General features: G+C 67.7%; 19 protein-coding genes and 2 pseudogenes. 12 read left to right on the top strand and 9 right to left on the bottom strand.

The annotated features are described in order from the left end of the window. Nucleotides 1–27: 27 nt before the first annotated feature. From C1A30_RS07545 to proB, 11 genes are all read left to right on the top strand, one after another. Complete coding sequence (locus C1A30_RS07545; protein ID WP_101947533.1) at nucleotides 28–1,314, top strand: trans-acting enoyl reductase family protein; 1,287 nt, start codon at nucleotides 28–30, stop codon at nucleotides 1,312–1,314. Between the two features lie 84 nt (nucleotides 1,315–1,398). Then, nucleotides 1,399–2,010 carry a DUF937 domain-containing protein gene (locus C1A30_RS07540; protein ID WP_101947532.1) on the top strand — a complete coding sequence of 204 codons (612 nt, stop codon included), beginning with the start codon at nucleotides 1,399–1,401 and terminating at the stop codon, nucleotides 2,008–2,010. Nucleotides 2,011–2,102: 92 nt separating this feature from the next. Further along, nucleotides 2,103–4,754 carry a valine--tRNA ligase gene (locus C1A30_RS07535; RefSeq protein WP_101947531.1) on the top strand — a complete coding sequence of 884 codons (2,652 nt, stop codon included), beginning with the start codon at nucleotides 2,103–2,105 and terminating at the stop codon, nucleotides 4,752–4,754. Next, nucleotides 4,751–6,157, top strand: a complete 1,407-nt coding sequence (locus C1A30_RS07530; RefSeq protein WP_101947530.1) for a folylpolyglutamate synthase/dihydrofolate synthase family protein — start codon at nucleotides 4,751–4,753, stop codon at nucleotides 6,155–6,157. The genes C1A30_RS07535 and C1A30_RS07530 overlap by 4 nt, the downstream gene beginning before the upstream one ends. Next, a complete protein-coding gene (locus C1A30_RS07525; protein WP_101947529.1) occupies nucleotides 6,154–6,537 on the top strand; it encodes a DUF4233 domain-containing protein in 384 nt (127 codons plus the stop codon). Before C1A30_RS07530 ends, C1A30_RS07525 begins: the two co-directional genes overlap by 4 nt. Before the next feature lie 10 nt (nucleotides 6,538–6,547). After that, nucleotides 6,548–6,958 carry a nucleoside-diphosphate kinase gene (gene ndk / locus C1A30_RS07520; RefSeq protein ID WP_101947528.1) on the top strand — a complete coding sequence of 137 codons (411 nt, stop codon included), beginning with the start codon at nucleotides 6,548–6,550 and terminating at the stop codon, nucleotides 6,956–6,958. A 294-nt stretch (nucleotides 6,959–7,252) separates the two neighbouring features. Further along, entirely contained in the window at nucleotides 7,253–9,949 is a 2,697-nt protein-coding gene (locus tag C1A30_RS07515) for an Rne/Rng family ribonuclease (RefSeq protein ID WP_101947527.1), read from the top strand. Nucleotides 9,950–10,100: 151 nt separating this feature from the next. Then, complete coding sequence (rplU, locus tag C1A30_RS07510; protein ID WP_101947526.1) at nucleotides 10,101–10,412, top strand: 50S ribosomal protein L21; 312 nt, start codon at nucleotides 10,101–10,103, stop codon at nucleotides 10,410–10,412. 48 nt (nucleotides 10,413–10,460) lie between these two features. Beyond that, entirely contained in the window at nucleotides 10,461–10,727 is a 267-nt protein-coding gene (gene rpmA, locus C1A30_RS07505; RefSeq protein WP_067806211.1) for a 50S ribosomal protein L27, read from the top strand. 83 nt (nucleotides 10,728–10,810) lie between these two features. Next, entirely contained in the window at nucleotides 10,811–12,256 is a 1,446-nt protein-coding gene (gene obgE / locus C1A30_RS07500) for a GTPase ObgE (protein ID WP_101947525.1), read from the top strand. Then, nucleotides 12,253–13,353 (top strand): glutamate 5-kinase, encoded by a 1,101-nt coding sequence (gene proB / locus C1A30_RS07495; protein ID WP_101947524.1) that lies wholly within the window; start codon nucleotides 12,253–12,255, stop codon nucleotides 13,351–13,353. The genes obgE and proB overlap by 4 nt, the downstream gene beginning before the upstream one ends. Here the strand turns inward: proB and C1A30_RS07490 are convergent. The 6 genes and pseudogenes from C1A30_RS07490 to C1A30_RS07465 form a co-directional block, all read right to left on the bottom strand. Then, nucleotides 13,350–14,012: a hypothetical protein gene (locus tag C1A30_RS07490; protein ID WP_101947523.1), complete on the bottom strand. Its 663-nt coding sequence runs from the start codon at nucleotides 14,010–14,012 to the stop codon at nucleotides 13,350–13,352. The genes proB and C1A30_RS07490 overlap by 4 nt on opposite strands. Next, nucleotides 14,013–14,849, bottom strand: a complete 837-nt coding sequence (locus C1A30_RS07485) for an NAD-dependent protein deacetylase (protein ID WP_101947522.1) — start codon at nucleotides 14,847–14,849, stop codon at nucleotides 14,013–14,015. It lies immediately after the preceding gene. A 102-nt stretch (nucleotides 14,850–14,951) separates the two neighbouring features. After that, nucleotides 14,952–15,359: pseudogene (locus C1A30_RS07480) on the bottom strand (Hsp20/alpha crystallin family protein); the annotation flags it as partial. A gap of 100 nt (nucleotides 15,360–15,459) precedes the next feature. After that, complete coding sequence (locus tag C1A30_RS07475) at nucleotides 15,460–15,939, bottom strand: hypothetical protein (protein WP_101947520.1); 480 nt, start codon at nucleotides 15,937–15,939, stop codon at nucleotides 15,460–15,462. A 1-nt stretch (nucleotide 15,940) separates the two neighbouring features. Beyond that, nucleotides 15,941–18,361, bottom strand: a complete 2,421-nt coding sequence (locus tag C1A30_RS07470) for a molybdopterin oxidoreductase family protein (RefSeq protein WP_101947519.1) — start codon at nucleotides 18,359–18,361, stop codon at nucleotides 15,941–15,943. A 34-nt stretch (nucleotides 18,362–18,395) separates the two neighbouring features. Then, nucleotides 18,396–18,935 carry a cysteine hydrolase family protein gene (locus C1A30_RS07465; RefSeq protein WP_101947518.1) on the bottom strand — a complete coding sequence of 180 codons (540 nt, stop codon included), beginning with the start codon at nucleotides 18,933–18,935 and terminating at the stop codon, nucleotides 18,396–18,398. A 43-nt stretch (nucleotides 18,936–18,978) separates the two neighbouring features. On the opposite strand from C1A30_RS07465, the gene C1A30_RS07460 reads away from it, so the two are divergent. Then, entirely contained in the window at nucleotides 18,979–21,021 is a 2,043-nt protein-coding gene (locus tag C1A30_RS07460; protein ID WP_101947517.1) for an NAD(+) synthase, read from the top strand. Here the strand turns inward: C1A30_RS07460 and C1A30_RS35755 are convergent. The 3 genes and pseudogenes from C1A30_RS35755 to C1A30_RS36010 all read right to left on the bottom strand — a co-directional run. Beyond that, complete coding sequence (locus C1A30_RS35755; protein WP_200828181.1) at nucleotides 21,018–21,194, bottom strand: hypothetical protein; 177 nt, start codon at nucleotides 21,192–21,194, stop codon at nucleotides 21,018–21,020. The genes C1A30_RS07460 and C1A30_RS35755 overlap by 4 nt on opposite strands. A 26-nt stretch (nucleotides 21,195–21,220) precedes the next feature. After that, nucleotides 21,221–21,760 carry a YbhB/YbcL family Raf kinase inhibitor-like protein gene (locus C1A30_RS07455; protein ID WP_101947516.1) on the bottom strand — a complete coding sequence of 180 codons (540 nt, stop codon included), beginning with the start codon at nucleotides 21,758–21,760 and terminating at the stop codon, nucleotides 21,221–21,223. Nucleotides 21,761–21,770: 10 nt separating this feature from the next. Next, nucleotides 21,771–21,939 (bottom strand): annotated as a pseudogene (locus tag C1A30_RS36010) (isoprenylcysteine carboxylmethyltransferase family protein); the annotation flags it as partial. Nucleotides 21,940–22,006 lie beyond the last annotated feature (67 nt).

Here is a 22,006-nt window from a genome sequence, read left to right as displayed (position 1 = left end):
CCCCGACGCTGGATTAGCGTAGGCGTCATGAACGCACCGGAGCCGCCCGGCCGGCGACATTCAGACAAGCAGCGTGAATTCGACATCGTCCTGTACGGCGCCACCGGCTTCGTCGGCAAATTGACCGCGGAGTACCTGGCCAGGGCGGGAGGTGACGCCCGCATCGCGCTGGCGGGCCGGTCGCACGACAAATTGCTCGCGGTCAGGGACACGCTGGGGGAGAAGGCGCAGACCTGGGAGCTGATCTCGGCGGACGCCTCGCAACCGTCGACGCTGAATGCGATGGCCGCGCGGACCCAGGTGGTGGTGACCACCGTCGGTCCCTACCTCAAGTACGGGCTGCCGTTGGTCGCCGCATGCGCCGCCGCAGGCACCGACTACGCCGACCTGACCGGGGAGGGCCTCTTCATCCGGGAGAGCATCGATCTGTATCACAAGCAGGCCATCGACACCGGCGCCCGGATCGTGCACTCGTGCGGATTCGATTCCATCCCTTCGGATCTCACCGTCTTCGCGTTGTATCGACGCGCCGCCGAGAACGGCGAGGGTCAGTTGACCGACACCAACATGGTGGTGCGCTCGTTCGCGGGCGGGGTGTCCGGCGGCACCGTCGCGTCGATGATCGAACTGATGCGCGCGGCGTCCTCCGATCCGGAGGCGCGACGGTTGATGACCGACCCGTACACGCTGACCCCGGACCGCAGCGCGGAACCGGAACTGGGCGCGCAGCCCGACGCGCGCTGGCGGCGTGGCAGGGAGATCGCGCCCGAACTGGACGGCTACTGGACCGGGGCGTTCGTGATGGCCGCCGCCAATACCCGAATTGTCCGGCGCTCCAACGCATTACTGGACTATGCGTACGGCAGGCGGTTCGAGTACGCCGAGCAGATGAGCCTCGGCAAGTCGATCGCCGCGCCCGTCGCCGCCGCAATGGTCACCGTCGGCAACACCGCGACCATGGCGCTGGGCGGACGCTACTTCAACAAGGTGCCGGACAAGGTCATCGAACGGATCGCCCCGAAACCGGGCACCGGCCCCAGCGAACGCACCCGCGAACAGGGCCACTACACCGTCGAGACCTACACGACGACAACCACCGGCGCGCGCTACCGGTCGGTCATGTCGCAGCAGGGCGACCCCGGCTACAAGGCCACGTCGGTGTTGCTGGGAGAGAGCGGATTGGCGCTTGCGCTGGACCGCGACCGGCTCTCGGACCTGCGTGGTGTGCTGACCCCGGCCGCCGCGATGGGCGATGCGTTGCTGGCGCGATTCCCCGGCGCCGGAGTGACGTTGGAGACCACCCGGCTGAATTGATCGGCCCGCGCAGAACTCCTGTGCGTCAAGATCAGACCGACTAGTGTCGGCACCGCGACTTTCAACGACGAAGGCGGATATGCGATGGCTGATCTAGACGATTTGTATGCCCAGATCCCGGTATCGGAGATTGCGAACAAGATCGGCGCCGACGAAGGCGAAGTGAACAACGCGATTCGCACGCTGGTGCCCGCGCTCGTCGGCGGTGTGGCGGAGAACGTGCACGCCGACCAGATTGATTCCAGCGACCTGGAGTCCGCCGTCGCACAGCAGGGCACCAGCGGCCTGCTCGACGGCGGGGTCAGCGTCGACGCAGTCGACGAACAACAGGGCGACCAGTACGTCGCGAAGATCTTCGGCGGCAACGACAGCAACGCGGTGGCCTCCGCGCTAGCGGGCCAGGGCGCGGGCGGTGGCGATCTGATCAAGAAACTGCTACCCATCCTCGCGCCGATCGTGCTGGCCTACCTCGGCAAGCAGCTGTCCAAGGGCTCAGCACCGCAGGCCTCTGCTGGCGGCGGCGGCCTCGGCGACGTGCTTGGCAGCATCCTCGGCGGCGCGGGCGGCGGCGGAGGCGGGAACAACCCGCTGGGCAGCATCCTCGGCAGCGTGCTCGGCGGCGGCGGTGGCGGCGGCAATCAGGGCAACCCGATCGGGGAGATCCTCGGCGGGCTGCTCGGCGGCGGCAAGAAGTAGCTTTTCCCGCCGAGCAGACGCAAAGTGCCCCGTTTTCGCGGCGTGTCGGGGCCTTTTACGACTGTTCGCGCTGTCTCCCTAGAATTGCCGGGGTGACCGCCAGCTCCCATCCTTCTGCCGAAGCCCTGCCCAAGTCGTGGGATCCGGGCGCGGTGGAGTCGCAGTTATACGAGGGCTGGGTCAGCGCCGGCTACTTCAAGGCCGACGCGGCCAGCGGTAAACCCCCGTACTCGATCGTGCTGCCGCCGCCGAATGTGACCGGCAGCCTGCACATGGGGCATGCGCTGGACCACACGCTGATGGACGTGCTGACCCGCCGTAAGCGGATGCAGGGCTACGAAGTGTTGTGGCTGCCCGGCATGGACCACGCGGGCATCGCCACCCAGAGCGTGGTGGAAAAGCAACTGCTCATCGACGGCAAGACCAAAGAGGACTTCGGCCGCGAACTGTTCATCGAAAAGGTGTGGGACTGGAAGCGCGATTCCGGCGGCACCATCGCCGGTCAGATGCGCAGGCTCGGCGACGGCGTCGACTGGAGCCGCGACCGGTTCACCATGGACGACGGCCTGTCGCGGGCGGTCCGGACCATCTTCAAGCGGCTGTTCGACGCCGGGCTGATCTATCAGGCCGAACGCCTGGTCAACTGGTCGCCGATCCTGGAGACCGCGATCTCCGACCTGGAAGTCAAATACGAGGACGTCGAGGGCGAGCTGGTGTCGTTCCGGTACGGCTCACTCGACGACAGCGAACCGCACATCGTGGTCGCCACCACCCGGGTCGAGACGATGCTCGGCGATACCGCGATCGCCGTGCATCCCGACGACGACCGCTACCGCTACCTGGTCGGCGCGACGCTGCCCCACCCCTTCATCGACCGGCAGATCGTGATCGTCGCCGACGCCCACGTCGACCCCGAATTCGGTACCGGCGCAGTGAAAGTCACGCCTGCGCACGACCCGAACGACTTCGAGATCGGGCTGCGCCATCAGCTGCCGATGCCGTCGATCATGGACACCAAGGGCCGGATCGCCGACACCGGAACCGAATTCGACGGCCTCGACCGCTTCGAGGCGCGCATCAAGGTCCGCGAGGCGCTGGCCGAGCAGGGCCGCATCGTCGCCGAGAAGCGGCCTTACCTACACAGCGTCGGCCATTCCGAGCGCAGCGGTGAGCCGATAGAACCGCGGCTGTCGCTGCAGTGGTGGGTCAAGGTCGAGTCGATGGCGAAGGCCGCGGGCGATGCGGTGCGCAACGGCGACACCGTGATTCACCCGCCCAGCCTGGAACCGCGGTGGTTCGCCTGGGTCGACAACATGCACGATTGGTGCATTTCACGCCAGCTCTGGTGGGGCCATCGCATCCCGATCTGGCACGGCCCCAACGGCGAAACCGTCTGCGTCGGACCCGACGAGACCCCGCCGGAGGGCTGGGAACAGGACCCCGACGTCCTCGACACCTGGTTCTCGTCGGCGCTGTGGCCGTTCTCCACCATGGGCTGGCCCGATCACACCGCCGACCTGGCGAAGTTCTATCCGACGTCGGTACTGGTCACCGGATACGACATTCTGTTCTTCTGGGTCGCACGCATGATGATGTTCGGCACGTTCGTCGGCGACGACCCCGCCATCACCCTCGACGGTGCGCGCGGACCGCAGGTGCCGTTCCAAAACGTGTTCCTGCACGGTCTGATTCGCGACGAGTTCGGCCGCAAGATGAGCAAGTCGCGCGGCAACGGCATCGACCCGCTGGACTGGGTCGAGCAGTTCGGCGCCGACGCGCTGCGCTTCACGCTGGCCCGCGGCGCCAGTCCCGGCGGCGACCTGACCATCGGTGAGGACCACGCCCGCGCGTCACGCAACTTCGCCACCAAACTGTTCAACGCCACCCGGTTCGCGTTGATGAACGGCGCCGCTCCCGCCGGGCTGCCCGACACCGCCGCGTTGACCGACGCCGACCGGTGGATCCTCGGCAGGCTGGAACAGGTTCGCACCGAGGTGGATTCGGCGTTCGACGCCTACGAGTTCAGCCGGGCCTGTGAGGCGCTGTACCACTTCGCCTGGGACGAGTTCTGCGACTGGTACGTCGAACTCGCCAAGGTCCAACTGGCCGACGGTGCGCAACACACCACCGCAGTGCTGGCGGCCGTGCTCGACACGCTGCTCAAGTTGCTGCATCCGGTGATGCCGTTCGTCACCGAGGTGTTGTGGAAGACGCTGACCGGCGAGGAATCGATCGTGATTGCCGACTGGCCGCAGCCGTCCGGCTTCACGCTGGATCCCGTTGCCGCGCAACGTGTTGCCGATATGCAGAAACTGATAACCGAGGTCCGCCGGTTCCGCAGCGACCAGGGTCTCAACGACAGGCAGCGGGTCCCGGCCCGGCTGTCGGGCATCGAATCCGCCGACCTCACCGCGCAGGTCCCCGCAGTGCGGTCGCTGGCGTGGCTCACCGAGAGCGACGACTCGTTCAGCCCGTCGGCGCAGGTGGAGGTGCGACTGTCACAGGCCACGGTCGTCGTCGAGGTGGACACCTCCGGCACCGTCGACGTCGCCGCCGAACGGCGCCGCCTCGAGAAGGATCTGGCCGCCGCCGAGAAGGAACTCAAGGGCACCACAGGCAAACTCGGCAACGACGCGTTCCTTGCCAAGGCGCCTGCCGACGTCGTCGAGAAGATCCGCGCCCGCCAGCAGGTGGCCCGCGAAGAAGTGGACCGCATCACGGCGAGGCTGGCTTCCCTCAAATGACCGACGTCCCGACGCCGGACGAAATCGCCTCCCTGCTGCAGGTCGAGCATCTGCTCGATCAGCGTTGGCCGGAAACGAAAATCGAACCGAGCACCACCCGGATCTCCGCGTTGATGGAACTGCTCGGCTCGCCGCAGCGCGGCTATCCCTCGATCCACATCGCGGGCACCAACGGTAAGACGTCGGTGGCGCGGATGGTCGACTCGCTGCTCACCGCGTTCAGTCGCCGCACCGGCCGCACCACCAGCCCGCACCTGCAGTCCGCCGTCGAGCGGATATCGATCGACGGCAGGCCGATCAGCCCGGCCTCCTACGTCGCGACCTACCAGGAGATCGAGCCGTTCGTCCACCTGGTCGACCAGCAGTCCGAAGCCGCGGGCGGACCCGCGATGAGCAAGTTCGAGGTCGTCACCGCGATGGCGTTCGCCGCGTTCGCCGACGCGCCTGTCGACGTCGCCGTGATCGAGGTCGGCCTCGGTGGGCGCTGGGACGCCACCAACGTCGTCAACGCCCCGGTCGCGGTGATCACCCCCATCGGCGTCGACCACGCCGACTATCTCGGCGACACCATCGCCCAGATCGCGGGTGAGAAGGCCGGCATCATCACCAAGCAGGCCGACGACCTGGTGCCCACCGACACCGTCGCCGTCATCGGCAGGCAGCTGCCTGAGGCGATGGAAGTGCTTCTGGCGCAGGCGGTTCGAGCCGACGCCGCGGTGGCACGGGAAGACTCGGAATTCGCCGTGCTCGGCAGGCAGGTCGCCGTCGGCGGTCAACTGCTCGAGTTGCAGGGTCTCGGCGGTCGCTATTCGGACATCTTCATCCCGCTGCACGGTGAACACCAGGCCCACAACGCGGTGGTGGCGCTGGCGGCGGTCGAGGCGTTCTTCGGTGCGGGGGCCGACCGTCAGCTCGACATCGACACAGTGCGTGCGGGTTTCGCGGCCACCAGCAGCCCCGGCCGACTGGAGCGGATGCGCACGGCGCCAACGGTTTTCATCGACGCGGCACACAACCCCGCCGGTGCCGCCGCTCTCGCGCAGGCCCTGCAGGAGGAGTTCGACTTCCGCTACCTGGTCGGCGTGGTGTCGGTGATGGCCGACAAGGACGTCGACGGCATCCTGGCCGCCCTGGAGCCTGCCTTCGACCAGATCGTGGTGACGCACAACGGATCCCCGCGCGCGCTCGACGTCGAAGGGCTGGCGCTGCGGGCCGAGGAACGGTTCGGGCCCGAGCGCGTCATCACGGCAGCCACGCTGCCCGACGCGATCGAAACCGCCACCGCGCTGGTCGAGGAGTCCGGCAACGAGGGCGAGGGGTTCAGCGGCGCGGGTGTGGTGATCACCGGATCGGTCGTCACCGCGGGGGCGGCCCGCACCCTGTTCGGGAAGGACCCGCAATGAGTTCCGAACAACCGGACCCGTGGAAGAGCTTCCGCGGCGTCATGGCGGGCACCCTGATCCTCGAGGCCATCGTGGTGCTGCTGGCGCTGCCGGTGGTGGCCGCCGCGGATCAGGGGCTCACCCCGCGCAGCGCCGGCTACCTGATCGGCTTCGCAGTGGTGCTGGTGCTGCTGTGCGGGGTGCAGCGCAGGCCATGGGCCATCTGGGTCAACGTCGGTGTCCAGGTGGTGCTGATCGCGGGGTGGCTGCTGCACGGCGCGGTCGGCTTCATCGGGTTGATCTTCGCCGCGGTGTGGCTGTTCATCGCATACCTGCGCGCCGAGGTGCTGCGCCGCCAGAAGCGTGGCCTGCTGCCGGGCCAACAGCCACCGTCCGACTAGGCTGTCGGCCGTGACTGAGCGGACCCTCGTTTTGATCAAGCCCGACGGCGTGCAGCGTGGCCTCATCGGAGAGATCCTCAGCCGGATCGAAGGCAAGGGCCTGGGCATCGCGGCGCTGGAACTCAAGAACGTCGAGGACGACCTCGCCCGCAAGCATTACGCCGAGCACGAGGACAAGCCGTTCTTCGGGTCGCTGCTGGAGTTCATCACCTCGGGGCCGGTGGTGGCCGCGATCGTGGAGGGTCCGCGAGCGATCGCCGCGTTCCGTCAGCTTGCGGGCGGCACCGACCCGGTGGAGAAGGCCGCCCCCGGCACAATCCGCGGTGACCTGGCACTTATCACCCAGGACAACCTGGTGCACGGCTCCGATTCGGCGGAGTCGGCGGCCCGCGAGATCGAACTCTGGTTCCCTGGCAAATAGCCCGCTGGTCCAGCCTGGTCGGTCTGGCCCGCGTGATGTGGGATACTGGCCTCGGGTAGCCGTCCTGTTAAGCGGGGTGGATGCCCGAATGAAGACTTCGACGTGCGCGACCATCGCGACCGCGGTGCGGCGCCGACCGTCCAGCCATCATTCAGACCGGCACCGAGACGGTTCCCACAGGGACCCCTCGGGGCGAGACCATAACAAGCTCGGGAGCAGTAGCCCGGGGACAAGAGCGAGAGCCCTCGCGTGGCCGCGTCACACACGACGCGCCCGGGGGCTTGAGGAGAATACGTGGCCGACAGTGAGAATGTTTCAGCCCATACCGAAGAGCTTTCAGACGAGATTCAGCCCGGCGAGGATCAGCAAGTAACGCTGATCGACGCGCCCGCCGAACCTGCCGATGACACGGCCGACGACGCGGAGTCACCGGCCGAGGTCGCCGAAGAAGAGCCCGAGTCGCGGCTCATTCTCGACAACGCACCCGAGCCTGAGCGCGCCGACTATCTGCCGCTGTTCATGGCGCCGCAGCCCGTCGAACGGGACTACGACTCGGACGCCGACGAGGACGACGACGAGGACGACGACGGCGGCCCCGACGCCGACGACGATCAGGGGGAGCGGCCCGCGGGCAGGCGCCGCCGCCGTGGCCGCCGAGGCCGCGGGCGTGGTCGCGGCGAGCAGGGCGGCGATGACGACGACAGCGATTCCGGCGACACCCAGGCCGACGCCAAGGACGACGAGTCCGGCGACGAGTCCGACGAGGACACCGGCGACGACGACACCGGCACCGAGGGTGCGACCCGCCGTCGCAGGCGTCGCCGCCGCCGCAAGTCGGGCTCCGGTGACGACAACGACGACGCCGGTTCACCCGACGATCCGCCCAACACCGTCGTCCACGAGCGTGCGCCGCGGACCGGCAAGGACAAATCCGACAAGGACAACGGCGAGATCCAGGGCATCAGCGGGTCCACCCGGCTGGAGGCCAAGCGGCAACGCCGCCGCGACGGACGTGACGCCGGACGGCGCCGTCCGCCGATCCTGAGCGAGGCCGAATTCCTGGCCCGCCGCGAAGCCGTCGAGCGGACGATGGTCGTGCGCGACAAGGTCCGCACCGAACCGCCGCACGAAGGCGCGCGCTACACCCAGATCGCGGTGCTCGAAGACGGCGTCGTCGTCGAGCATTTCGTCACCTCCGCCGCGTCGGCCAGCCTGGTCGGCAACATCTACCTCGGCATCGTGCAGAACGTGCTGCCGTCGATGGAGGCCGCCTTCGTCGACATCGGCCGCGGCCGCAACGGCGTGCTCTACGCAGGCGAGGTGAACTGGGAGGCCGCCGGCCTCGGCGGGCAGAACCGCAAGATCGAACAGGCGCTCAAGCCCGGCGACTACGTCGTGGTGCAGGTCAGCAAGGACCCGGTCGGACACAAGGGCGCCCGGCTGACCACGCAGGTGTCGCTGGCAGGCCGCTACCTGGTCTACGTACCCGGCGCCTCCTCGACCGGCATCAGCCGCAAGCTGCCCGACACCGAACGGCAGCGGCTCAAGGAGATCCTGCGGGAGGTGGTGCCCGCCGACGCGGGCGTGATCATCCGCACCGCGTCCGAAGGCGTCAAAGAAGAGGACATCCGCACCGACGTCGAGCGCCTGCAGAAGCGGTGGGCCGAGATCGAAGCCAAGGCGGCCGAGACCACCGAGAAGAAGGCCGGCGCCGCCATCGCGCTCTACGAAGAGCCCGACGTGCTGGTCAAGGTGATCCGCGACCTGTTCAACGAGGACTTCTCCGGGCTCATCGTGTCCGGCGACGACGCCTGGACCACGATCAACGACTATGTGAATTCGGTTGCGCCCGAGCTGGTTCCGCGGTTGACGAAGTACGATCCTGCTCCCGACGGTCCAGACGTGTTCGCGGTGCACCGCATCGACGAGCAACTGACCAAGGCGATGGACCGCAAGGTGTGGCTGCCCTCGGGCGGCACGCTGGTCATCGACCGCACCGAGGCGATGACGGTCGTCGACGTCAACACCGGCAAGTTCACCGGTTCCGGCGGCAACCTGGAGCAGACGGTCACCCGCAACAACCTCGAAGCGGCCGAGGAGATCGTGCGCCAACTGCGGCTGCGCGACATCGGCGGCATCGTGGTCATCGACTTCATCGACATGGTGCTGGAATCGAACCGAGATCTGGTGCTGCGCAGGCTCACCGAGGCACTGGCCCGTGACCGCACCCGCCACCAGGTGTCCGAGGTGACGTCGCTGGGGCTGGTGCAGCTGACCCGAAAGCGGTTGGGCACCGGGCTGATTGAAGCGTTCTCCACGCAGTGCACGCACTGCGCGGGCCGCGGAATCCTGCTGCACGGTGATCCGGTCGACTCCGTGTCGGCGACCGGTCGCAAGTCCGACACCGGCGGTCGGCGCGGTAAGCGCGGCAAGAAGGGCGCCAAGGCCGACGACGTCGCGGTCGCGAAGGTGCCGCCGCATCCCGCGGGCGAGCACCCGATGTTCAAGGCGATGGCCGCGGCCAACGGCAAGCACGAGCACGACGAGGACACCGACGTCGAGGCCGACGACACGACGACCACCGAGGACGTCACCGAACTCGAACCCGACACCATCGGCGCGTTCGTCGAGTCGGAGGACGAGGAGGAGCTCGACGACGAGGACTTCGACGACGAGGAGGACGACTCGGCGGACGACGAGGACGAGGACGAGTCCGACGAGATCGACCTGGACGCCGACGATGAGGACGAGGACATCGACGACGACATCGAGGTCATCAACGGCGACTCCGACGAGTACGACGAGGACTCAGACGAGGATTCCGACGACCAGGATTCGGATGACGACTCCGACGACGAGGATTCCGACGACGAGGACGACTCCGGCGACGACGCCGAGGTCCGCGCCCAGCCTGCCGCGGTGGTGACCGGCGGCCGCCATCGGCGTCGCGCCGCCGCGCGCCCGGCCGGTCCGCCCAGCCATGACGGCTGACCTGCGGTGATTTGACCCTGTAGGCGGGCCTCACGTACCCTGGACCAGTTGTCTTACGGCTGACGCCGACGACAGCGGGCCCGACGTGGTTCCGCACCCAAGCATCGCGAGCGCACCGCAGGTGCCGCGCGCCCAGAGACGAAGAGGAACGATGGCGACATACGCAATCGTGAAGACAGGCGGCAAGCAGTACAAGGTCGCCGTCGGTGACGTGGTCAAGGTCGAGAAGCTCGACGCCGAGGCCGGCGCATCCGTCTCGCTGCCCGTGGCGCTCGTGGTGGATGGCGCGAAGGTCACCAGTGCCGCCAAGGACCTGGAGAAGGTCGCCGTCACCGGCGAGGTGCTCGAGCACACCAAGGGTCCCAAGATCCGCATCCACAAGTTCAAGAACAAGACCGGCTATCACAAGCGGCAGGGTCACCGCCAGCAGCTGACGGTCCTCAAGGTCACCGGCATCAAGTGATGAGCCGTCAGGCGAAGAACCGACAAGAACTAGCGTAGGGGTCCACCAATGGCACACAAGAAGGGCGCTTCCAGCTCACGCAACGGTCGCGACTCAGCCGCCCAGCGGCTCGGCGTCAAGCGATTCGGCGGCCAGATCGTCAAGGCCGGCGAGATCATCGTCCGTCAGCGCGGCACGCACTTCCACCCCGGCGTGAACGTCGGCCGCGGGGGCGACGACACGCTGTTCGCGACCGCCCCCGGTGCGGTCACCTTCGGCAGCAAGCGCGGCCGCAAGATCGTCAGCGTGGTGCGACCGCAGCCTCAGGAGGCCTAGTTCCGCGTCGGGATCGACGTTTTGCAGCTGGCCTCTCGCACTTTCTCTGCAAAACGTAGATTTCGACATGGAAAGGAAGCCCAATGCCCCGGTTCGTAGACCGCGTCGTGATCCACGCGCGGGCCGGTAACGGGGGTAACGGGTGCGCGTCAGTGCACCGCGAGAAGTTCAAGCCGCTCGGCGGACCCGACGGCGGTAACGGCGGCCGCGGCGGCAGCGTCATCCTGGTCGTCGACCCGCAGGTGCACACCCTGCTCGACTTCCATTTCCACCCGCACATCGTCGCGCCCTCCGGTAAGCAGGGCGCGGGCAGCAACCGCGACGGCGCCGCAGGCGCCGACCTCGAGGTGAAGGTGCCCGACGGCACCGTCGTGCTCGACGAGAACGGCAGGCTGCTCGCCGACCTGGTCGGGGCGGGCACCCGGTTCGAAGCGGCCGCGGGTGGCCGCGGCGGCCTTGGCAACGCCGCGCTGGCGTCGCGGGCGCGCAAGGCGCCGGGCTTCGCGTTGCTCGGCGAGAAGGGCCAGGTCCGCGACCTCACGTTGGAACTCAAGACGGTCGCCGACGTCGGTCTTGTCGGCTTCCCGTCGGCGGGCAAGTCGTCGCTGGTGTCGTCGATCTCCGCGGCCAAACCGAAGATCGCCGACTATCCGTTCACCACGCTGACGCCCAACCTCGGTGTGGTGTCCGCGGGGGAGCACACCTTCACCGTCGCCGACGTTCCCGGCCTGATTCCCGGCGCATCCGAAGGCCGCGGCCTCGGTCTGGATTTCCTGCGGCACATCGAGCGTTGCGCGGTGCTGGTGCACGTGGTCGACTGCGCGACGATGGAACCCGGCCGCGACCCGGTGTCCGACATCGAGGCGCTGGAAGCGGAATTGGCCGCCTACACCCCGACGCTGCAGGGCGACCTTACGCTCGGTGATCTCGCCGAACGCCCACGCGCGGTGGTGCTCAACAAGATCGACGTGCCCGACGCGCGTGAGTTGGCTGATTTCGTCCGCGACGAGATCGCCCGGCGCTTCGGCTGGCCGGTGTACGAGGTGTCGACCGTGTCCCGAGAGGGCTTGCGGCCGTTGACCTTCGCGCTGTGGGACATGGTCGAGGCGTACCGCGCGGCGCAGCCGCCCGTGGTGCCGCGGCGGCCGGTGATCCGGCCGGTCCCGGTGGACGAGAGCGGGTTCACCGTCGAACCCGACGGCCAGGGCGGCTTCGTGGTGCGCGGCGTCCGGCCCGAACGCTGGGTCAACCAAACCGATTTCGACAATGACGAGGCCGTCGGATATCTGGGCGACCGGTTGGCCCGCCTCGGTGTCGAGGACGAACTGCTGCGCCTCGGCGCCAAGCCGGGTTGCGCGGTGACGATCGGCGACGTGACGTTCGACTGGGAGCCGCAGACCCCGGCGGGGGTGGATGTCACGCTGTCCGGCCGTGGCACAGACGCGCGGTTGGAGCAGACGGACCGTGTCGGCGCCGCCGAGCGCAAGGCCGCGCGGCGCGAGCGGCGACGCCCTGGCGGTGACTCGTGAGCCAGCATCGGGATGCCATCCGCACCGCGCGCAGCGTCGTCATCAAGATCGGCACCACCGCGCTGACCACCCCGGCAGGTGTGTTCGACGCGAGCAGGCTGGCCGTGCTGGCCGACGCGATCGAGGGCCGCATGAAGGCGGGCTCCGACGTGGTGATCGTGTCATCCGGCGCGATCGCGGCGGGTATCGAACCGCTGCGGCTGTCCAAGCGGCCCACCGATCTGGCCACCAAGCAGGCCGCGGCCAGCGTCGGGCAGGTGGCGCTGGTGAACGCGTGGAGCGCGGCGTTCGCCCGGTATGAACGCACCGTCGGTCAGGTGCTGCTGACCGCCCACGACATCTCGATGCGGGTGCAGCACACCAACGCGCAGCGCACGCTGGACCGGTTGCGGGCATTGCATGCGGTCGCGATCGTCAACGAGAACGACACGGTGGCCACCAACGAGATCCGGTTCGGCGACAACGACCGGCTGTCGGCGTTGGTCGCGCACCTGGTGGGCGCCGACGCGCTGGTGCTGCTGTCCGACATCGACGGCCTCTACGACTCGGATCCGCGAAAAGGCAACGCGCGCTTCATCCCTGAGGTCGACGGCCCCGCCGATCTCGACGGTGTGGTGGCCGGCCGCGGCAGCCATCTGGGCACCGGCGGGATGGCGTCGAAGTTGTCGTCGGCGCTGTTGGCCTCCGACGCAGGCGTGCCGGTGTTGTTGGCCGCCGCGGCGGACGCGGCGACCGCGCTGGCCGACGCGTCGGTGGGCACGGTGTTCGCACCGCGGGCCGAACGCATGTCAGCGCGCAGGTTCTGGGTGCGCTACGCGGCCGAATCGGCAGGCGCGCTGACGTTGGACGACGGCGCGGTGCGAGCGGTTGTGCGGCAACGCCGTTCGCTGTTACCCGCCGGCATCACCGCGGTGTCCGGGCGGTTCTACGGCGGCGACGTCGTCGAGTTGCGCTCACAGGACGCGACCATGGTGGCCCGCGGGGTGGTGGCCTACGACCACAACGAGTTGGCCACCATGCTGGGCCGGTCGACCTCGGATCTGCCCGCGGACATGCGCCGCCCCGCCGTGCACGCCGACGATCTGGTCGCCGTCTAGGGCGTCAGCCTGTCGATCTTGGCCTGCACCGTGGCCAGCAGCGACTTGATCTGCTCGGCGCGGCGGTCGGCGTCGGCCATCACATCGTCCTCGGCGGGGCACACCGTGACGCCATGGGCTTCGGCCGTCGCCTCAAAACACTGACGCACCACCGGATCCGCCAGCACCACGGCGGCGAGCATCCCCGGCGCCAGCTCACGGGTGCCGAGCAAGCCGCGGTGGTGAACCTCGGCGGGGATCCGGATTTCCAGCGCGCCGCCCTCGAGTTGCTGCTTGGCCGCGGCGAGCAACAGCGTCAAGGCTGCTCGCGAGATCGCCTGGATCACCTTGCCGCGGAATGGAAACCACGGCAGCGGCAGCTTGTCTACCTGCTTGTCCACGCCGCCGGTGAACAGATACTCGATCAGGCTGCGGGTGCGGATCTCGGTGACATCGGACCACTTGACGTGGTCGCCATCGAATTCCACTCCGTCCTCGCTGATCGCCACCCCGCCGAAGTGGTTCAGCTTGCGGGCCAGCCAGTGCAGTCTGTCCGGTGTCAGCGGGTGATCCGCCACCATGTCGCCGACGCCAAGCGCCCACCGCCCGGCGACCGGTCCAGGATCGGGTCGCTTGCGCTCCAGCAGCGACTGCAACCAGTTGGCGTCGTCGTCGGTCATCTACGCCGAACTCGCAACCGTGGGCAGTTCGTCGGCCAGCAGCGCCAGCATTTCCGAGCAGCCGCTGTCGATCTTCACCGTCGCATGCGCGTCGCCGCGGGTGGGGCCGCGGTTGATGATCGCGACCGGCATGCCGAGCGCCGTGGCGTGCCGGACGAACCGGTATCCGGAGTAGACCGTCAGCGACGAGCCGGCGACCAGCAGCGCGTCGGCGCCGTCGACAAGCGAATACGCCACGTCCACACGGTCTTTCGGGACGTTCTCGCCGAAGTAGACGATGTCGGGCTTGAGCATGCCGCCGCACACCGGGCAGTCGACGATCACGAAGGACGCGGTGTCGTCCACCACCGCGTCGGCGTCGGGTGCGACGGCGATGCCGCCGACCTTCTCGGCGCGTTCGATGAAGCCGGGGTTGGCGGCATCGAGCATCTCGCCGAGCGCGGCGCGCGTCATACCGTGCCCGCAATCGAGGCAGACCACCTGCGCGTAGGTGCCGTGCAGATTGATCACGATGCGACTGCCTGCCTTGGTGTGCAGCAGGTCGACGTTCTGGGTGATGACGCCCGCGACGACTCCCGCACGTTCCAGCGCGGCCAGCGCGCGGTGGCCTGCGTTGGGCAGCGTCTGGTCCATGTGCCGCCAGCCGACGTGATTGCGCGCCCAGTACCGCTGCCGAAACGCACGGTCCGAGGTGAACTGGCGGATCGTCATCGGATTGCTCGGCGGTGAGTCCGGGCCCCGGTAGTCGGGGATGCCGGAGTCGGTGGACATTCCCGCGCCGGTGAGCACCGCAACACGCCGCCCACGCAGCAGCGCGACGAGTTCCGGTGCCTCCACGTCTCCCAGGCTAGGCGATCCGGCTCAGGCGGGTTGGTGCTGCTCGGTGTGCTCCTGGTGTTCGCCGGCCTCCAGCGCCGGCTGCACGTCGTCGGCGGAGATCGTCTCCATGACCTCGACCGGCTTCTGGGCTGGGCTGTCCTGGGTGAGCGAGACGGACACGGTCAGGATGCCCCGGTCGTAGCTGGCGGTGATCTCGTCTTCTGAGGCGCCCGCAGGTAGCGCGACCGTCCGGGTGAAGGAGCGACCGGCGGATTCACCGGCCGGTCTGCGCTCGGCCCTGATGGTCAGCCGGCCGTCGTGGACCGTGATCTCGATGTCCTCGACCGGGTCGACGCCGGGAAGTTCGGCGCGCACCTCATAGCGGCCGTCCTTGTGCTCGTCCTCGATCCGCAACACACGGCCGTCCAACAGCGGACGCAGATCGGCGAACGAAGGAAGGGTGCTGAGCAGACCGGACAGTTCAGGCAGCAAGGAACGTGAACGACGTTGAGCAGCAGGCTTGTTCATGATGACCTCCGGAGTTGGGTGGTGTGGTCTCACGATGCGCGATCCGATCAAAATGCGCGGTGCGCGCAGGCGAACCACAGACCAACAGCAGCCGACGTCGTCAGTTCGCGAGGGCCTGCGGCGACAACTCCTTCAGCATCGCGTTCGCCCAACGCATCTGGCGCAGCGCCTGCGGATGACAGCGCTGCGTGAGCGCCAGCAGTTCGTCGTCCTTGGCCGCCTGCGCGCCCTGCGCCAACAGCTCCCAGTCCACAGATACGCCCGCGGCAAGCCGGTGCAGCCTGCGCAGGTCGGCCAGCAACAGCAGGGCCGGTTCCGGCCTGCGGCCGAGGCGATCGCTGATCCACTCCTGGACCGGCTCCGCGAGGGTCGTCGTCCGCGGGTTCGCACGTAACCGCACTCCGTACCGTCTGCCGATGTCGGATATCAACTCGACGTGCTCGCGGGACCACACGGCCAGGTCGCGGGCCACGTGATGGATTCCGTGGTCGTTGTGGTGCCGTGCGGCGATCGCGTCCAACGACCGGGCCAGGCCTGCCTCCGACCGGTGCAACTCCCGCAGCGCGAGCGCGAGTTTCATGTCAACCCTCCGACTCGGTCACTTCGGCGTCCGGACCGCCGACGGTGTCCGGCACGTCGCCGGTCACCGGTTTGGCCGCCGCGGTCGTCGGCGCGGGTGCGGGGCCGGCCCCGTCGGCGACCCGGCGTAGTTGTGCAGCAGCGGTTTTGAAGATCGGTTGCTTCGAGCAGGGGTCCCAGTCGGTGATGGTCAGCTCGTTGGCCGCCCGGTCACGGTTCATACCGTCGCGGCTGTCCCAGTAGCCGTAGTGGAATGGCAGAAATAGCACGCCTTCGCGTATCCCGCTGATTCGCGCCTTGGCTGACACCGTGCCGCGTGCGGTGCACACCTCGGTCACATCGCCTTCGTGGATCTGCAACCGGGATGCGTCAGACTCCGACACCTCGACCCACACTTCCGGCGCGGCGTCGCGCAGTTGCGGCGCGCGCCCGGTCTTGGTGCGTGTGTGGAACTGGTACACCGTGCGCCCGGTGATCAACACGAACGGGCGGTCGCTCCTCGGAAGTTCGTGCGGTGGCAGGTACTCGGCGGCTTTGATGATGGCCTTGCCGTCGGGGTTCATCGCCCGGTACTCGGTGGGTTCCAGTGGCGCGCCGGTGATCAGGTCCTTGCCGTAGGCCTCGCAGTAGTCGGGTTGCGCCAGGAACGTGCCGTCGGCGTACAACCGTTCGGTCCCGTCAGGATTCTCGTCGTTGCAGGGCCACTGGATTCCACCCGAACCCCGCAGCTTGGCGTAGCTGAGCCCGGTGTAGTCACACGGCCGTCCCGCGCTGCATCGCTTCCACGCCTCGAACGCCGACTCGGCATCCTTCCAATTCGGCAGGGGAGCCCCGTCCTTGTCCCGGAAATCCATCCGATGCGCGAAATCGAGGAAGATGTCCAGATCGGGCCTGGCCTGCCCTGGCGGGTCGACCGCCTTCTCCGACAAGTGAACTGTGCGGTCGGCGTTGGTGAACGTGCCGGTCTTCTCGCCCCACGCCGCGGCGGGCAGCACCACGTCGGCGAGTTCGGCGGTCTCCGTCAGGAAGATGTCCTGCACCACCAGGAACAATCGCTCCTGCGCGAGAATGCTTCGCACGCGGGCCAATTCGGGCAGCGACACCGCCGGGTTGGTGGCACTGACCCACAGCAGTCGCAGCGTGCCCTGCTCGGCGTAACGGAACATCTGCATCGCATGGGTCGGCGGCGCGTAGTGCGGTATCTGCATGGGCTCGATGTTCCACAGTTCGGCGAGTTCGGCGATGTGGCTGTCGTTGGACCAGTTGCGAAAACCAGCGAGGTCCCCGTCTGCGCCGCATTCTCGCGTGTTCTCGGCGGTGGGCTGACCGTTCATCTGCAGCACCCCACATCCTGGCCGGCCAAGCATGCCGCGCAGGATGTGAATGTTGTTGACCTGCACCGCCGCCGCGGTGGCCTGGTTCGATTGGTAGAAGCCCTGCAGCACAGTCGACGTCAACGCGGTCGCCGTGCCGATGAGTCGCGCGGCCTCGCGGATATCACCCGCAGGCACGCCGCAGATATCCTCGGCCCGCTGGGGTGGAAATTCGTCGACCCGCTTGCGTAGTTCGTCGAAACCGACGGCGTGCGCGGCGACATATTCGTCGTCGACCCAGTCGTTGCGGACGATCTCGTGCAGCAGCGAGTTCATCAACGCCACATTGGTTCCCGGCAGCGGCGCCAGGTGGACGGTGGCGTGCCAGGCGACCGGCGTTTGCCGCGGGTCGACGCACACCAGGGCAGGCGGATTCTCCCCCGCCAACCGGTCCAGCATCCGCATCCACAGCACGGTCTGGGTTTCGGCGACGTTGTGGCCGTACAGCGCGATCACGTCGGCGTGGTCGATGTCGGTGTAGGAGCCCGGTTGCCCGTCGCAGCCGAATGACTCCTTCAGCGCCTCCGCGGCGGTGGCGGTGCACAGGCGGGTGTTGCCGTCGACGTGGTTGGTGCCGATCGCGCCGTGAGCGATGACGCCCAACGTGTAGTACTCCTCGAGGAACAACTGACCGGAGGTGTAGAAGCCGAACGACCCGGGTCCGAACCCGTCGAGCAACGCCTTGCTGCGCTCGACGATCTCGTCCATCGCGGTGTCCCAATCGGTTTCGACGAGTTCGCCGTGGCGCCGGACCATCGGGGCGGTGAGGCGGTCGGGTGCGGCGTTGGCCTGCCAGCCGTAGAGATCCTTCGGATCGAGCCTGCCGTGGTTGACCCGGTCGTCGGCGCGTCCGCGTACACCGACGATGCGGCCGTCTTTCACCGCGATGTCCATGCCGTCACCGTTGGAATGCAATACGGAGGCCGACTGCGCCCAATGGTCGACGGCGTCGTCGGTCAGGTAGGTGTCGACGCGGGTCGGCCACCGTTCGCCTCGTCCGTACGGCGTTCGGCCGCCCCAGGGTTCGGCGATCCGGTCGCGTGTGACCACGGGTAACGCCTACCCGCGCGCAGTGGCGTGAAACCTACTTCAGGCACTTCCCAGCGGGCACGATCTCGGCGTGCATGTTCTTGTTCATCATCGTCAGCGCGGCATCGCTGAGTTCGGGATCGATGTGCGCGACGGCGTCGGGCGCCACGATGACCTCGAAATGGCGCACGTAGGCGTCGAGCGCGGTGTAGAGAATGCACTGTTCGGTGACCTGGCCGGTCAGGATCAGCCGCTTGGCCTCCAGCCGGCCGAGCAGATAGTCCAGTGAGCTGGCGTAGAACGCGCTGTGCCGCACCTTGAGCAGGCGCTTGCTGGCCTCGTCGGGCGCGATCGGTGTCACCAACTCGGGGCGCTCTCCGGTGCACGCCGCCTCGGCGATGTCGTCGAAATCGGCGGTGAAGTCGCCGAAGTTGTCGTTGACGTAGATCACATCCACGTCGTCGCGGTCTCGGGCCTGCGAAATGAGCCCGGCCAGCGGATCGACGATCTTGGCCACATTGTCTGCCAGCACCTCGGCGTCCTCGTGCGCATACGTGTTCAACATGTCTATGACCAGCACAGCGACGTCACTCATGGGCTTTTGCATACCCCGATCCGTTTTCGGGCAACATTGAGGCATGGATTTCTATTCGGCTTATCGCCACGGGTTCGTGCGAGTGGCGGCGTGCACCCACCACACGAGCATCGCCGATCCCGCGGCCAACGCCGAGTCGGTCGTGCGGGTGGCCAGGGCCTGCCATGACGACAGCGTCGCGCTGGCGGTGTTTCCCGAGCTGACGCTGTCCGGCTACTCGATCGAGGACATCCTGCTGCAGGACGCGCTGCTGGACGCGGTCGAGGACGCGCTGCTCGACGTCGTCGTCGCATCGGCCGAACTGATGCCGGTGCTGGTGATCGGTGCGCCGCTGCGATATCAGCACCGGATCTACAACACCGCCGTGGTGATCCACCGCGGCCGGATCCTCGGCGTGGTGCCGAAGTCGTACCTGCCGACGTACCGGGAGTTCTACGAGCGACGCCAGATGGCGGCAGGCGACGCGATGCGCGGCGCGATCAGGATCGGGGAGGCCGACGTGCCGTTCGGGCCCGACCTGTTGTTCACCGCAACAGACCTACCCGGCTTCGTGCTGCACGTCGAGATCTGCGAGGACATGTTCGTGCCGATCCCGCCCAGCGCGCAGGCGGCACTGGCGGGTGCGACGGTGTTGGCCAACCTGTCCGGCAGCCCCATCACCATCGGCCGCGCCGAAGACCGCTGCCTGTTGGCGCGGTCGGCGTCGTCGCGGTGCCTGGCCGCCTACGTCTACGCCGCGGCGGGCGAGGGCGAATCGACCACCGACCTGGCGTGGGATGGTCAGACGATGGTGTGGGAAAACGGCGTGTGCCTGGTCCAGTCGGAGCGGTTCGCGCTGGGCGACCAGCGTTCGGTCGCCGATGTCGATCTGGAGTTGCTGCGCGCGGAGCGGCTTCGGATGGGCACCTTCGACGACAACCGCCTGCACCACGGCATCACCGCGGAATCGTTCCGCCGCATCGAATTTCAGCTCGACCCGCCCAGCGGCGACATCGGATTGCGCCGCGAGATCGAGCGGTTCCCGTTCGTGCCCGCGGATCCGCAACGCCTGGAACAGGATTGCTACGAGGCCTACAACATCCAGGTCGCCGGTCTCGAGCAACGGCTGCGGGCGCTGGATTATCCGAAGGTGGTGCTCGGATTGTCCGGTGGGTTGGACTCCACCCACGCGTTAATCGTCGCCGCCCGTGCGATGGACCGGGAAGGCAGGCCGCGCAGCGACATTCTCGCGTTCACGCTGCCGGGCTTCGCCACGGGGGAACGCACCAAGAGCAACGCGACGCGACTCGCCGAGGCGCTCGGTGTGACGTTCGAGACCATCGACATCAAGGCCACCGCGGAACTGATGCTCAAGGAGATGGATCATCCGTTCGCGCGCGGTGAGAAGGTCTACGACGTCACGTTCGAGAACGTGCAGGCGGGTCTGCGCACCGACTACCTGTTCCGGCTCGCCAACCAGCGTGGCGGCATCGTGCTCGGCACCGGCGACCTATCGGAACTCGCCCTTGGCTGGTCCACTTACGGTGTGGGCGACCAGATGTCGCATTACAACGTCAACGGCGGCGTGCCCAAGACACTGATCCAGCACTTGATCCGCTGGGTGATCTCGTCGAAGCAGTTCGACGACACCGTCAACGACGTGCTGGAGTCGGTCCTCGACACTGAGATCAGCCCGGAATTGGTCCCGGCAGGCGAGGACGAGGAGATCCAGAGCAGCGAATCCAAGGTCGGCCCGTATGTGCTGCAGGACTTTTCACTGTTCCAGGTGCTGCGGTTCGGGTTCCGCCCGTCGAAGGTCGCGTTCCTGGCGTGGCATGCGTGGAGCGACGCCGAACGCGGCGACTGGCCCGTCGGTTTCCCCGACCAGAAGCGACCGGCCTACTCGCTGAAGGAGATTCGGCACTGGCTGCAGGTGTTCGCACAGCGCTTCTACTCGTTCTCCCAATTCAAGCGCTCGGCGCTGCCGAACGGGCCGAAGGTCTCGCACGGCGGATCGTTGTCGCCTCGCGGTGACTGGCGGGCGCCGTCGGACATGTCGGCCCGAGTCTGGCTGGACGAGATCGAGCGCGAGGTGCCCGAGGACTAACGCGATCTGGCGTAGCCGACCCAGCCCAAAGCCGAACCCGCGAGCACTCCGACTGTCGACCACCACCACTGCCCGGTGGATGCTGCCACGGCGACTCCGATGACCAGGCCGATGATCAACGGCGTCCAGAGCCAGCTTGCTTCCTGCTTGCTGTTCGTCTGCTTGCGTGCCACCTAACCCACGCTAGCGCGCTATCCGATCAGCGTTCGTAGGTGCCCGTCAGAGCGCCGCGCGCGACGACGTGACCCGCCATCGCCGAGAGCAATGCGTTGTGGTCGGCGACGTCGTCGCCGATCCGCTGGTCGAGTGCGAGCACCGAGAACCGGTAGTGGTGCGGCCCGTGACCGGGAATCGGACGCGGGCCGACATAGGTGTCCCCGAACGCCTTGACCAGCCGCACCCCGGCGGTGCCCGGTGTCAGTTCGCCTTCGCCGAGTCCTTCCCGATCCGGTTCGAGCAGCGCGATGGTGTGCATCAGCGGTTTGGGCATCGGCACATCCAGATCGTCCATGATCAGCACCAACTGCTTGGCGTCAGCGGGCACGCCGGTCCAGTGCAGCGCGGGGGATACGTTGTCGCCGACGCCTTTTCCCGCGTGCTTCTGCGGGATCGCGGCGCCGTCGGTGAACGCCGGGCTGGTGACATCGAGCGCGGCGGCACCGGAATACTCCGGACTGGACAGCGGACTGCGGGCCTCACTCGCGCGCAACCGGCGGAGCAGCTTTCCTAGCAACGGCATGCCCGGCAGTCTAGACGCGGCCCACCCCGGGAACGAAGCGGCCGACATTTGCCAGATAGTCGCGGCAACTCGATCGTCGCCGCCATCACCCCGAACCCGGCGATCGCCACCGGATTCGGTGTAATCAAAGCGAATCCGAAGCCGAACACGATCATCGCGGTGAAGATCGGATTGCGCACCGCCCATGTCCGATCACCGCGACGACGAAGCCGACACCGGCGAACCATTCCGTTCCCAACTGCGCCA

It is taken from the genome of Mycobacterium sp. 3519A (assembly GCF_900240945.1).
Lineage (GTDB): Bacteria > Actinomycetota > Actinomycetes > Mycobacteriales > Mycobacteriaceae > Mycobacterium.
The sequence above is the reverse complement of the archived record's forward strand: the minus strand, read 5'-3'. Positions and strand labels throughout refer to the sequence as shown.

Excerpts from the sequence above, each read along its gene's own strand:
- C1A30_RS07545 (WP_101947533.1), top strand. The coding sequence starts at position 28 with ATGAACGCACCGGAGCCGCCCGGCCGGCGACATTCAGACAAGCAGCGT.
- C1A30_RS07525 (WP_101947529.1), top strand. The coding sequence starts at position 6,154 with ATGAGTTCCGAACAACCGGACCCGTGGAAGAGCTTCCGCGGCGTCATG.
- C1A30_RS07455 (WP_101947516.1), bottom strand. The coding sequence starts at position 21,760 with ATGCCGTTGCTAGGAAAGCTGCTCCGCCGGTTGCGCGCGAGTGAGGCC.
- rpmA (WP_067806211.1), top strand. The coding sequence starts at position 10,461 with ATGGCACACAAGAAGGGCGCTTCCAGCTCACGCAACGGTCGCGACTCA.
- C1A30_RS07530 (WP_101947530.1), top strand. The coding sequence starts at position 4,751 with ATGACCGACGTCCCGACGCCGGACGAAATCGCCTCCCTGCTGCAGGTC.
- C1A30_RS07460 (WP_101947517.1), top strand. The coding sequence starts at position 18,979 with ATGGATTTCTATTCGGCTTATCGCCACGGGTTCGTGCGAGTGGCGGCG.
- C1A30_RS07465 (WP_101947518.1), bottom strand. The coding sequence starts at position 18,935 with ATGAGTGACGTCGCTGTGCTGGTCATAGACATGTTGAACACGTATGCG.
- obgE (WP_101947525.1), top strand. The coding sequence starts at position 10,811 with ATGCCCCGGTTCGTAGACCGCGTCGTGATCCACGCGCGGGCCGGTAAC.
- C1A30_RS07540 (WP_101947532.1), top strand. The coding sequence starts at position 1,399 with ATGGCTGATCTAGACGATTTGTATGCCCAGATCCCGGTATCGGAGATT.
- rplU (WP_101947526.1), top strand. The coding sequence starts at position 10,101 with ATGGCGACATACGCAATCGTGAAGACAGGCGGCAAGCAGTACAAGGTC.
- C1A30_RS07490 (WP_101947523.1), bottom strand. The coding sequence starts at position 14,012 with ATGACCGACGACGACGCCAACTGGTTGCAGTCGCTGCTGGAGCGCAAG.
- C1A30_RS07475 (WP_101947520.1), bottom strand. The coding sequence starts at position 15,939 with ATGAAACTCGCGCTCGCGCTGCGGGAGTTGCACCGGTCGGAGGCAGGC.